Here is a 12,510-nt window from a genome sequence, read left to right as displayed (position 1 = left end):
GGCTCGCCAGCCAGCGCCTACAGATTGGATCGGATCCTTGTAGGCGCTGGCGAAGCCTGCGATCTTTTCAATGTTCACTTATCCAACTCATCCACCGCTTCCTGCAATTCCTTGCGGGAGGCTGCCAGCTTGTCCTTGCGTTTGTTGATCCGCTCGGCATCGCCTTTCTTCATGGCCTTTTCCAGGTCGGCCTGACGCCGGCTGACCTCGTGCTTGGCATCGAGCACCTTGTTTTCACGCTCCTTGCGCAAGGACGCATCGGTGCAATGGGTGGTGACTTCACTCAGTGCGGTCTCCAGGCCTGCCTGCTGGTCCTGGTTGCCACGGGACTTGGCCAGTTCGATCTGGTTGATGATGCCCTGGCGCTTGGCCGCGCAGCCGGTGAGTTCCGGGGTTTGCTCGTCCGCCAACAAAGGGGCGGCCATGGCGCTGCATAAGACCAGCAGGGCAACGGGGGACAGGAAATTCATAGCAACTCCGTAAAAAAATCGCGAGCGGTCGGTACAGATGCGCTGTTGGAACGCATGTTCGCCCCTTGGGTTCAACCGCACGGGGGGCGGATTAAAAACCGTCGACCCCGGCGGAGCGTAATACGTCACTCAAGGCCAGCACCTGCGGCTCGCGAAAAAAGGCGCTCAATTGCGCGGCGCGTCCCGGTCCGATGCCGACTTCGGCTTGCCATTGTTCGGTGCTGCGCTCGGCCAGCGCCTGCCACGGCCCTTCCAGCCGGGCCTCACCGATGGGGGGCAGGCCCAAGGCCTTGAGCCATTGCCCGAAAGGGCGTTGCCGGGCGCTGTCGAGGCTGGCGAGCAGGCGCGCGCTGGTGCGTTCGCCGAAGCCGTCAATGTTAGCAAGCTCGGCGGCATCGAGGGTCAACCAATCCAATAATCCGTGAAGCCTGCCGGCCGCCAGGAGTTTTTCCCAGGTGCCGGGGCCGACATGGGGCAGGGCGAGCCCGTGCTTGCCGCTGAGCCAGTTCAGGCGTGCGAGGAATTGGCTTTCACAGCCGGGCGTCGCTTGCCAGCAGCTCAAGAAGTGGTGATCGCTCGCCACAGGCGCATTGACGTCCTGGCGCTCGAGGCTGCGCAGCACCACCTCGTCGAGTCGTGGAATGGTCAGCCCGGCCAGGCTGATGGCGACCCGATCGCCGGGACGGATGTCCATCTCCTCCCAGCGCTTGAGGGAGCTGACGCTGACCCGGCGAATTCGCCGGTCGTCGAGCAGGGTCGGTTCAAGTTCCAGCACGGGGGTGATACGCCCGGTACGCCCGACCTTGAAGCGCACCTTGCGCACTTCGGCCAGGGCCTGGGCATACGGGTATTTCCAGGCCACGCTCCAGAACGGCGTCCTGGCTTGCCAGCGGTCGGCGGGTGGGCGGCGGCTCTGGCGCAGGACGATCCCATCGCTGGCGAAGGGCAGCGGGGTGCGGTACCAGTGGTCGCGCCACCGCTCGGCATCCTTCAGTGTCCGGACAGGCTGGTTGTAGTCGCGGGTGTCAGCGAAGCCCAGCGCGTTCAGCGCGGCCATCCGCTCTGGCAGGGTGTCGGGCCCGTCAGGCCAGTCCCAGACGAACAGGCCAATGGAGGATGCTTCCTGCGCCGTCAAATTGTTGCGCGCCATCAAGCCCGCCACGGTTGCGCGGGCGTTCAGACTGCCACGGCTGGCTTGGACATGGGCGTCCAGGCGCCAGTACAACTCCCCCTGGACGACCAGGTCCACGGGCTGGCGCAGTCGCTGCGCGAGGGCGCCGATCTGGTGCGCGCTCGCGGTCCAGTCATGCCCCTGGACGCCATCGCCGCGGCTGATCGCCTGATGCAGGCGGCCCTTGCGGTAAACCAGGGAGACCGCCACGCCATCGACTTTCGGTTGCGCCCAGACCTCCTCTCGCCCGAGCAGCCAGGCCTCCACGGCGTCGGCATCCTTCAGTTTTTCCAGGCCGGTATGGACGACAGGATGCCGCACTTTTCCGCCCGCTGAGCGCAAGGGATTGTCGGGCGCCGCGAGATTGAAGCAGTGGCGCCATTGGCCCAGTTGTGTGCGGGATTGATCATAAAGCTCATCGGCCACCAGCGACTGGCCGAGGCGGTGGTAACGGTCGTCCCAGGTGTCGATTTGCTGTTGCAGCGCGGCGATCTCCGCCCGGGCTCGTTCAGCGGCCCAGTCGGGACAGGGTGCGGCTACTGCGGGGAGGGCCATGAATACGAGACAGGCGAGGGCATAGAGGAACGGTGGCATCGAAGCATCCTTGCTCGGTTGAGTATCTGAAGGCTAGTCAGCGTCCCGGCTGTTGCGAGGGGCGGAGCGTTACCGGATTTTGCGGCGCCTGGTGGCAAAGTCGCGGCGGTACAGTCCCGCGGGATTTCGCCACGCAACTGTCCCTTGAACCGCCCAATGACCGGTGCAGAATGAGCCTTCGATCCACCTCTGTCTGGAACGCCCGAATGGACCTGCCGACACTCGCTGTTTTCATTCCGGCCTGCTTTGCGCTGAACATGGCGCCGGGGCCGAACAACCTGCTCTCCATCAGCAACGCCTCGCGTTATGGCTTCGTCCGGGCGTGCAGCGGCGGCATCGGTCGGTTGCTGGCGTTCGCGATCATGATCGCCCTGGCTGCGGTGGGCCTCACCGCGGTGTTGCACACATCGGAGCTGCTGTTCCTGGGGATCAAGCTCGTCGGTGCCGGTTACCTGTTCTATCTGGCCGTGCAGTTGTGGCGGGCCCGGCCCGAGGCCGACAGCGAAGCCGGGCTCGCATCGATGACCCGGGCCAGCCTGGCGCGCCAGGAGTTCCTGGTGGCGATTGGCAATCCGAAGGCAATCTTGTTGTTCACTGCGTTCCTGCCGCAATTCGTCGACCGTACAGGTACCGTCACCCAACAATTCGCCGTGCTGGGTGGCTTGTTCCTGGCGCTGGAGTGCATCGCCATCGGGTTGTATTGCTACATGGGCATTTACGCGCGGCGGCTGTTCGCCCGGCCCAGTGGCAAGCGCCTGTTCAATCGGATGTGTGCGGGGCTGCTCGCCAGTGCGGCTTCGTTTTTGCTGGTGGCACGGCGCTCTTGAGCACCATGACGAGGGGATTTTGTGGGAGCAAGGCTTGCCCGCGATACAGGCGCCTCGTTACCGCAGGGACCGCGTTGTCCTCATCGCGGGCAAGCCTTGCTCCCACAGATAAATGCTCTCGCCACAAGAGCCTGGCATGACTTTAACCTCTGAGTAGTCAAGCACCTGGCATGAAAAAGCCCCTGGCGACCCAGTCGCCAGGGGCTTTTCCTTGCACGCGGGTGTTACAGGCCGGCAGCGGCGCGCAGGGAGTCCGCGCGGTCGGTTTTTTCCCAGGTGAACGTGGTGAAGGTATCGCCATCGACGGTCTTGGTCTCTGGCGTACGACCGAAGTGACCGTAGGCGGCGGTGTCCTGGTACATCGGGTGCAGCAGGTCGAGCATGGTGGTGATGGCGTATGGACGCAGGTCGAACACTTCGCGGACCAGGTTGATGATCTTGTCATCGCCGATCTTGCCGGTGCCGAAGGTGTTCAGCGAGATCGACGTAGGCTGGGCGACGCCAATGGCGTAGGACACCTGGATCTCGCAGCGCTCGGCCAGGCCGGCGGCCACGATGTTCTTGGCGACATAACGACCGGCGTAGGCGGCCGAACGGTCAACCTTCGATGGATCCTTGCCGGAAAACGCGCCACCGCCGTGACGGGCCATGCCGCCATAGCTGTCGACGATGATCTTGCGACCGGTCAGGCCGCAGTCGCCCACCGGGCCGCCGATGATGAACTGGCCGGTCGGGTTGATGTGGAACTGGGTGTCCTTGGACAGCAACTCAGCAGGCAGCACGTGCTTGACGATCAATTCCATCACGCCTTCGCGCAGGTCTTTGTAGGACACCTCAGGGTTGTGCTGGGTCGACAGGACGACGGCGTCGATACCGACCACCTTGCCGCCTTCGTAACGGCAGGTCACCTGGGACTTGGCGTCCGGGCGCAGCCAAGGCAGCAGGCCGGATTTACGGGCCTCGGCCTGGCGTTGAACCAACTGGTGCGAGAAGGTGATCGGGGCCGGCATCAGCACGTCGGTCTCGTTGCTGGCGTAGCCGAACATCAGGCCCTGGTCGCCTGCGCCCTGGTCTTCAGGCTTGGCCCGGTCAACGCCCTGGTTGATGTCCGGGGACTGCTTGCCGATGATGTTCATCACGCCGCAGGTCGCGCCGTCGAAGCCGACGTCGGAGCTGTTGTAGCCGATGCCCAGGATGACGTCGCGAACGATCTGTTCCAGGTCGACCCAGGCCGACGTGGTGACTTCGCCAGCGATGATCGCCACGCCCGTTTTCACCAGAGTCTCGCACGCCACCCGGGCGAACTTGTCTTCAGCAATGATGGCGTCCAGCACCGCATCAGAAATCTGGTCGGCGATTTTGTCCGGATGCCCTTCAGACACGGACTCGGAGGTGAAAAGGGAGTATTCGCTCATCTCGATGTTTTCCTACAAGTTACCGTTGGTGAGTGTCGCCAGTGGGTCGCTGAAAGTGGCGAACCTGGATCTGGAAACCATTACGTAAGCCTACATAGAGGCTTTCCCCGGGCACGAGGCCCGCTGCGGTGGCCCAGCGGGCCAGGTCGTCCTGTTCAAAGCCGAGCCAGAGGTCGCCACAGGCTTCCCTGGCCCAGCTCTGGTTGTGGCTGCATAGCTCGGTCACCAGCAGGCTGCCGCCCGGTTGCAGCAGGCGAGCCATGTGCTTGAGTGCATCGGCCGGCGCGGCGAAATGATGCAGCACCATGTTCAATACCACGCAGTCGGCCTGCAGGCTCATGCCGTCCAGTGCATCGGCCAGTTGCAGGCGCACGTTAGCCAGGGCCTCGCGCTCACAGACCTGGCGCGCCAGCTCGAGCATGGCCGGGCTGTTGTCCAGCGCCGTCACCTGGCTGAAGCGCCGCGCCAGCTCCGGCAGAAAGGCGCCATCGCCGGGGCCGACTTCGATCGCCGTGGCCGCAGGCTCGAAGCTCAATTTGTCGAGCAGCGCCACCACGCTTTCACGGTATTGCGGCAAGCCGGCGATCAGGTCTTGCTGGGCGCGAAACTTCTCTGCGACCCGTGCGAAGAAGTCCTGGCTGGCGGCCGCCCGTTGTCCGTGAACCTGGGCGATGCGAGCCTGTACGTCGGTCGGCAGGCTCAGTGCGTCCACTTCGTCCAGCAGGGCCGCGTGCAGTTTGCCGCCCAGCAGGTCGGTGTGGGGCAGGGCGCGGCGATAGAAAATGGCGTTGCCTTCCCGGCGGGTCGCCACCAGGTCGGCCTGGGCCAGGACCTTGAGGTGGTGACTCATGCCGGACTGGCCGATGCCGAAGATCTGCGCCAGTTCCAGCACGCCGAACGAATCGTTGGCCAGGGCGCGCAATACATTGAGCCGCAACGGATCGCCGCCGGCCTTGCAAAGGGCCGCCAGCTCATCGCAGTCGTCTTGGCGAATGGAGGGCGCGGGCAGGTTCATGGTGGCGCAGTCTGTTTCATTGGTGGGGCGGTCCGTCCCAGTGAGGGCGGTCTGGTTGAGGGCAGTCTAGTGAGGGGTTTGGATCCTCGCAAGTTCAATATCAAAAAGTTTTGATATTGGTTGATAAATGGCACTTCCCGATCCGTGCTTGACTCTACAGGTCATCAGCGGAAAGGTTTCACCCGGCGAATGCGACTTTATCCACCGGAAAAACGCTCAAGGATGACTATCTGTCATTGCCCCGGGGCGGGTGGGTGAGGGAAAATGCTCGCCTTTTTCAGTTTCGTTTTATTCATTCTCGATTCAATACCCGCAGGAGAACAGCGATGCCCAGCCGTCGTGAGCGTGCCAATGCCATTCGTGCCCTCAGCATGGATGCCGTGCAGAAAGCCAACAGCGGCCATCCCGGTGCCCCCATGGGTATGGCGGATATCGCCGAGGTGCTTTGGCGCGACTACCTCAAGCACAGCCCGAGCAACCCCTCGTTCGCCGACCGTGACCGCTTCGTGCTGTCCAACGGCCACGGTTCGATGTTGATCTACTCGCTGCTGCACCTGACCGGCTATGACCTGTCGATCGATGACCTGAAGAACTTCCGTCAGTTGCACAGCCGCACCCCGGGCCACCCGGAATACGGCTACACCCCAGGCGTGGAAACCACTACCGGCCCGCTGGGCCAGGGCCTCGCCAACGCGGTGGGCTTTGCCCTCGCCGAGAAAGTCCTGGCGGCGCAGTTCAACCGCCCAGGTCATAACGTCGTCGACCACCACACCTACGTGTTCCTGGGCGATGGCTGCATGATGGAAGGCATTTCCCATGAAGTCGCCTCCCTGGCCGGCACCCTGGGCCTGGACAAGCTGATCGCGTTCTACGACGACAACGGCATCTCCATCGATGGCGAAGTCGAAGGTTGGTTCACCGATGACACCCCCAAGCGCTTCGAAGCCTACAACTGGCTGGTGATCCGCAACGTCGACGGTCACGACCCGGAAGAGATCAAGACCGCCATCGAGACCGCTCGCAAAAGCGCCCAGCCGACCCTGATCTGCTGCAAGACCACCATCGGTTTCGGCTCGCCGAACAAGCAAGGCAAGGAAGACTGCCACGGCGCGCCACTGGGGGCCGAGGAAATCGCCCTGACCCGTGCCGCGCTGAAGTGGAACCATGGCCCGTTCGAAATCCCGGCCGACATCTACGCCGAATGGGATGCCAAGGAAAAGGGCCGTGCGCTCGAAGCCGATTGGGACCAGCGCTTCGCTGCCTATTCCGCCGAGTTCCCCGAGCTGGCAAACGAGCTGGTGCGTCGCCTCAGCGGCGAGCTGCCGGCCGACTTCGCCGAAAAAGCCTCGGCGTACATCGCTGAAGTCGCCGCCAAGGGCGAAACCATCGCCAGCCGCAAGGCCAGCCAGAACACCCTGAACGCCTTCGGCCCATTGCTGCCGGAACTGCTGGGCGGTTCGGCCGACCTGGCCGGTTCCAACCTGACCCTGTGGAAAGGCTGCAAGGGCGTCAGCGCCGAAGATGCCAGCGGCAACTACATGTACTACGGCGTTCGCGAGTTCGGCATGAGCGCGATCATGAACGGCGTCGCGCTGCACGGCGGCCTGGTACCTTACGGCGCCACCTTCCTGATGTTCATGGAATACGCCCGCAACGCCGTGCGCATGTCGGCGCTGATGAAAAAACGCATCCTGTATGTGTTCACCCACGACTCCATCGGCCTGGGCGAAGATGGCCCGACGCACCAGCCGATCGAGCAACTGGCGAGCCTGCGTTGCACGCCGAACCTGGACACCTGGCGTCCGTGCGATGCGGTGGAGTCGGCGGTGGCCTGGAAATACGCCCTCGAGCGTAACGACGGCCCATCGGCGCTGATCTTCTCCCGCCAGAACCTGCAGCACCAGAACCGCGATGCCGACCAGATCGGCGATATCACGCGCGGCGGCTACGTGCTCAAGGACTGCATCGGCGAGCCAGAACTGATCCTGATCGCCACCGGCTCCGAAGTCGGCCTGGCCGTCCAGGCCTACGACAAGCTGACCGAGCAGGGCCGCAACGTACGCGTCGTGTCCATGCCGTGCACCAGCGTGTTCGATGCCCAGGATGCTGGCTACAAGCAGGCGGTATTGCCGCTGCAAGTCAGCGCGCGGATCGCCATCGAGGCTGCCCATGCCGATTACTGGTACAAGTACGTGGGCCTGGAAGGCCGCGTGATCGGCATGACCACCTACGGCGAATCGGCGCCTGCGCCGGCGCTGTTCGAGGAGTTCGGCTTCACCCTGGAAAACATCCTGGGTCAGGCTGAAGAGCTGCTGGAAGACTGATCCGAACGTTGCATCGTCCGGGCTGACGCCATCGCGAGCAAGCTCGCTCCCACAAGGTTCTCCACCGATCCTGTGGGAGCGAGCTTGCTCGCGATAGCGCAGGCTCAGGCAATACTGAACTGCAGGATTCACCACGGTAATCGAGAGCCCCATGCCCCAACCGCGTCCCTACAAAGTTGCACTCAACGGCTACGGCCGGATAGGTCGTTGCGTCTTGCGTGCATTGTTCGAGCGAGGAGCCAAGGCCGGGTTCGAGATTGTGGCCATCAACGATCTGGCCGACATGGCCAGCATCGAATACCTGACACGCTTTGACTCCACCCACGGCCGGTTTCCCGGCGAAGTGCGGGTCGAGGGCGATTGTCTGCATATCAATGGCGACTGCGTGAAAGTGCTGCGCAGTGCCACCCCCGAAGGCATCGATTGGGCGTCCCTGGGTGTCGATCTGGTGCTCGAGTGTTCCGGTGCCTACCACACCCGCGAAGATGGCCAGCGTTTTCTTGCGGCTGGCGCGCCGCGGGTGCTGTTCTCCCAGCCGATGGCCAGCGAAGCGGATGTCGACGCCACCATCGTCTACGGTGTGAACCAGGATTGCCTGACCGGCGAAGAGTTGCTGGTGTCCAACGCGTCCTGCACCACCAACTGCGGCGTGCCGCTGTTGCGCCTGCTGGACCAGGCCATTGGTCTGGAATACGTGTCGATCACTACGATCCACTCGGCAATGAACGACCAGCCGGTGATCGACGCCTACCATCATGAGGACTTGCGCCGCACCCGTTCGGCGTTTCAATCGGTGATTCCGGTGTCCACTGGTCTGGCGCGCGGCATCGAACGCCTGCTACCGGAACTTGCCGGGCGAATTCAGGCCAAAGCCGTGCGGGTGCCGACGGTCAACGTGTCCTGCCTCGACATCACGATGCAGACCGTGAGCGATACCGACGCCACCGAGGTCAACCGGATCCTGCGCGAAGCCGCCACCAGCGGCCCGCTCAAAGGCCTCCTGGCTTACACCGAGTTGCCTCACGCCAGTTGTGATTTTAACCATGACCCCCATTCGGCCATTGTCGATGCCAGCCAGACCCGTGTTTCCGGGCCGCGGCTTGTGAACATCCTGGCCTGGTTCGACAACGAATGGGGGTTTGCCAACCGAATGCTGGACGTTGCCGAGCATTACCTGCAAACCGCTTCGAAAAAACCTGCTCTCTAAACAGTTACCCAGGAATTGCGACCCATGACCGTGTTGAAGATGTCCGACCTCGATCTGCAAGGTAAGCGCGTACTGATCCGCGAAGACCTCAACGTCCCCGTCAAGGACGGTGTTGTCACCAGCGACGCGCGTATCCTGGCTTCGCTGCCGACCATCAAGCTGGCCTTGGAAAAAGGCGCGGCCGTGATGGTCTGCTCCCACCTGGGCCGTCCGACCGAAGGCGAGTTCTCTGCGGAAAACAGCCTCAAGCCGGTAGCCGATTACTTGAGCCGTGCCCTGGGCCGCGACGTGCCGTTGGTCGCTGACTACCTGGGCGGCGTGGATGTGAAGGCCGGTGATGTCGTGCTGTTCGAAAACGTGCGCTTCAACAAGGGCGAGAAAAAGAACGCCGATGAATTGGCCCAGCAATACGCCGCCCTGTGCGACGTATTCGTGATGGACGCCTTCGGCACCGCTCACCGCGCCGAGGGTTCGACCCACGGCGTGGCGAAATTCGCCAAAATCGCCGCCGCCGGCCCGTTGCTGGCGGCCGAGCTGGACGCACTGGGCAAGGCCCTGGGCTCGCCGGCCCAGCCGATGGCCGCCATTGTTGCCGGCTCCAAAGTCTCCACCAAGCTGGACGTGCTCAACAGCCTGAGCCAGGTGTGCAACCAGTTGATCGTCGGTGGCGGCATCGCCAACACGTTCCTCGCCGCCGCCGGTCACCCGGTCGGCAAATCCCTGTACGAGCCGGACCTGCTGGACACCGCCCGGGAAATCGCCGCCAAGGTCAGCGTACCGTTGCCGGTGGACGTGGTCGTGGCCAAGGAATTCGCCGAAAGCGCGACGGCCACCGTCAAGCTGGTGGCCGACGTGGCCGACGACGACATGATCCTCGACATCGGCCCGCAAACCGCAGCCAACTTCGCCCAATTGCTGAAATCCTCCCAGACGATCCTGTGGAACGGCCCGGTCGGTGTGTTCGAGTTCGACCAGTTCGGCAACGGCACCAAGGTGCTGGCCCAGGCCATCGCCGAAAGCTCCGCGTTCTCTATCGCTGGCGGCGGCGACACCCTGGCGGCCATCGACAAATATGGCGTGGCCGACCAGATCTCCTACATTTCCACCGGTGGTGGCGCGTTCCTCGAATTCGTCGAAGGCAAGGTGCTGCCGGCTGTGGAAGTCCTGGAAAGCCGGGCCAAGGCCTGAGGCTGCGTTGACCAGGCAAAGGAGTGTTCTGATGGTCAAGACGTTCACGTTGTTGCTGGCGGCAACGATGCTGGTGGCTTGCTCGAGCAGCCCGCAGGCTCCGGCCTCGCAAACTGGCACGCCGACGCCCGAAGAAGGCTGTTACCAGGCCGACTGGCAGGCTGAGACGAATCCGGTGCTGAACAAGCGTTCCGGACCGGACGGCCTGGACAAATACGAGACGCAAACCCCGGCCAAGGAACATGGTTGTCCTTGACGGGTCTGACTCTTAACTCATGGCGGGCGGCGTGTGCTGTCCGTCGAGGAACATGGATGAAAGGCTTGATCGCCGTTATGGCGTTGGCATTGCTGGCCGGTTGTTCGCAACTGGGTTTTTTGCAGTCGTCCGAGCCCGTGGCAGAGGGCTGGACGAGCTGGACCTGTGACAGCGAGGCCAAAGTGCTCTGGCGCTACACCGATGCCGCCCGCGAGGAAGTCGATGTACGCCTGGGCGGCGCCGATAAGGTTTATCGCCTCAAGCTTGAGCCGGGTGCTGAAGGTTCGCTGTACAGCGACGACATGCTGGCTTTTCACGTCAAGGGTGAAGAAGGCCTGGTGTATTGGGTCGCCACCAATGACTTGATTGGGCGTGGCTGCAAGGCGCAGTAATACGATTGAACGGATCCACAGAGATCCAGATGTGGGAGCGGATCCAGTGTGGGAGCGAGCTTGCTCGCGATAGCGGTGTATCAGGCAACAGTGATGTTGAATGTACCGCCCTCATCGCGAGCAAGCTCGCTCCCACAGGGAGCGCGTCAGTATTTGGGTTTAGCGATACCGAACACGCAGGCCGGGGCCAACCCCCGATCCGCAATGACTTGAATAGCCGCCGCCGCTCCGGCAGGCTGGCACGATTAACGACCCTCGACCGGGAGAGACACACAATGGCACTTATCAGCATGCGTCAGATGCTGGACCACGCAGCCGAGTTCGGCTACGGCGTTCCAGCCTTTAACGTCAACAACCTTGAGCAGATGCGCGCCATCATGGAAGCCGCTGACAAGACTGACTCTCCGGTGATCGTCCAGGCTTCGGCCGGTGCCCGCAAATACGCCGGCGCGCCGTTCCTGCGTCACCTGATCCTGGCGGCGATCGAAGAATTCCCGCACATCCCGGTGTGCATGCACCAAGACCACGGCACCAGCCCGGACGTCTGCCAGCGCTCCATCCAACTGGGCTTCAGCTCGGTGATGATGGACGGTTCCCTGGGCGAAGACGGCAAGACCCCGACCGACTACGAATACAACGTCCGCGTTACCCAGCAGACCGTGGCCATGGCCCACGCCTGCGGCGTTTCCGTGGAAGGCGAACTGGGTTGCCTGGGTTCGCTGGAAACCGGCATGGCCGGTGAAGAAGACGGCATCGGCGCCGAAGGCATGCTGGACCACAGCCAGATGCTGACCGACCCGGAAGAAGCGGCGGACTTCGTCAAGAAAACCCAGGTCGATGCCCTGGCCATCGCCATCGGCACCAGCCACGGCGCCTACAAGTTCACCAAGCCACCTACCGGCGACGTGCTGGCCATCGACCGCATCAAGGAAATCCACAAGCGCATCCCCAACACCCACCTGGTGATGCACGGTTCGTCCTCGGTGCCGCAGGAATGGCTGGCGATCATCAACCAGTACGGTGGCGACATCAAGGAAACCTACGGCGTGCCGGTTGAGGAAATCGTCGAAGGCATCAAGTACGGCGTGCGCAAGGTCAACATCGACACCGACCTGCGCCTGGCGTCCACTGGTGCCATGCGTCGTTTGATGGCGACCAATCCGAGTGAGTTTGATCCGCGTAAGTTCTTCGGCGCTACTGTGACGGCCATGCGTGATGTGTGCATTGCGCGGTATGAGGCGTTTGGGACGGCGGGTAATGCTTCCAAAATTAAGCCGATCTCGTTGGAAGCGATGTATCAGCGGTATTTGAAGGGTGAGTTGAACGCTAAGGTCAACTGAGGCTTCCTTCAGTGGTGTGAGAAAACCCGCAGTGATGCGGGTTTTTTTATGGGTGGGGTTTGTGTGTATATCCGTTTCTTGGGTAACGGCGGCTTATGGTTCCGCTCTTACAGCGGGTCACTTTTGGCAAACGCCCGGAATGCCGGCCCAGCCAAAAGTAACCAAAAGGTCTTTGCCCCACCACTCGGCACCTCGCCTAGGCTCGGTGTGCCCTCACTCCGGCATTGCTCCGTGGGCCGCCGCGAAGGGCCATCCATGGCCCAGCGCGGCTACCTCGGCATCCATGCCGAGGTGCCCACTGCGCAATACCT

The 12,510-nt window shown here is 62.8% G+C and carries 11 protein-coding genes; 7 read left to right on the top strand and 4 right to left on the bottom strand.

Annotation, left to right across the window (positions count from 1 at the left end):
* Nucleotides 1-74: 74 nt before the first annotated feature.
* Together BLU85_RS27925 and ligB are read right to left on the bottom strand one after the other, a co-directional pair.
* Nucleotides 75-470 (bottom strand): DUF1090 domain-containing protein, encoded by a 396-nt coding sequence (locus BLU85_RS27925; RefSeq protein ID WP_092204920.1) that lies wholly within the window; start codon nt 468-470, stop codon nt 75-77.
* A gap of 91 nt (nt 471-561) precedes the next feature.
* Complete coding sequence (ligB, locus tag BLU85_RS27920; RefSeq protein WP_092204919.1) at nt 562-2,235, bottom strand: NAD-dependent DNA ligase LigB; 1,674 nt, start codon at nt 2,233-2,235, stop codon at nt 562-564.
* 206 nt (nt 2,236-2,441) lie between these two features.
* Between ligB and BLU85_RS27915 the strand changes: the two genes are divergently transcribed.
* A complete protein-coding gene (locus BLU85_RS27915) occupies nt 2,442-3,062 on the top strand; it encodes a LysE family translocator (protein ID WP_092204918.1) in 621 nt (206 codons plus the stop codon).
* A 224-nt stretch (nt 3,063-3,286) separates the two neighbouring features.
* Here the strand turns inward: BLU85_RS27915 and metK are convergent, their stop codons facing one another.
* Nucleotides 3,287-4,477: a methionine adenosyltransferase gene (gene metK, locus BLU85_RS27910; protein ID WP_092204917.1), complete on the bottom strand. Its 1,191-nt coding sequence runs from the start codon at nt 4,475-4,477 to the stop codon at nt 3,287-3,289.
* Nucleotides 4,478-4,496: 19 nt separating this feature from the next.
* Nucleotides 4,497-5,492 carry an ArsR/SmtB family transcription factor gene (locus tag BLU85_RS27905; protein ID WP_092204916.1) on the bottom strand — a complete coding sequence of 332 codons (996 nt, stop codon included), beginning with the start codon at nt 5,490-5,492 and terminating at the stop codon, nt 4,497-4,499.
* Nucleotides 5,493-5,818: 326 nt separating this feature from the next.
* Here BLU85_RS27905 and tkt point away from each other — a divergent pair, with 326 nt between their 5' ends.
* The 6 genes from tkt (at nt 5,819) to fba (ending at nt 12,199) form a co-directional block, all read left to right on the top strand.
* Nucleotides 5,819-7,816, top strand: a complete 1,998-nt coding sequence (gene tkt / locus BLU85_RS27900; RefSeq protein WP_092204915.1) for a transketolase — start codon at nt 5,819-5,821, stop codon at nt 7,814-7,816.
* Nucleotides 7,817-7,967: 151 nt separating this feature from the next.
* Complete coding sequence (gene epd / locus BLU85_RS27895; protein ID WP_092204914.1) at nt 7,968-9,023, top strand: erythrose-4-phosphate dehydrogenase; 1,056 nt, start codon at nt 7,968-7,970, stop codon at nt 9,021-9,023.
* Nucleotides 9,024-9,047: 24 nt separating this feature from the next.
* Nucleotides 9,048-10,211: a phosphoglycerate kinase gene (locus BLU85_RS27890; protein WP_092204913.1), complete on the top strand. Its 1,164-nt coding sequence runs from the start codon at nt 9,048-9,050 to the stop codon at nt 10,209-10,211.
* Nucleotides 10,212-10,242: 31 nt separating this feature from the next.
* Nucleotides 10,243-10,467 (top strand): hypothetical protein, encoded by a 225-nt coding sequence (locus BLU85_RS27885; protein ID WP_092204912.1) that lies wholly within the window; start codon nt 10,243-10,245, stop codon nt 10,465-10,467.
* A gap of 56 nt (nt 10,468-10,523) precedes the next feature.
* Entirely contained in the window at nt 10,524-10,859 is a 336-nt protein-coding gene (locus BLU85_RS27880) for an MliC family protein (protein WP_092204911.1), read from the top strand.
* A 275-nt stretch (nt 10,860-11,134) separates the two neighbouring features.
* The gene (gene fba, locus BLU85_RS27875) at nt 11,135-12,199 is read left to right on the top strand and encodes a class II fructose-bisphosphate aldolase (RefSeq protein WP_072346296.1); all 1,065 of its coding nucleotides are present in this window, start codon (nt 11,135-11,137) and stop codon (nt 12,197-12,199) included.
* Nucleotides 12,200-12,510: the final 311 nt, after the last annotated feature.

The organism is Pseudomonas sp. NFACC14 (assembly GCF_900106885.1).
Taxonomy (GTDB): Bacteria; Pseudomonadota; Gammaproteobacteria; order Pseudomonadales; family Pseudomonadaceae; genus Aquipseudomonas; species Aquipseudomonas fluorescens_AA.
This window is presented reverse-complemented; position numbering and strand designations above follow the sequence as displayed.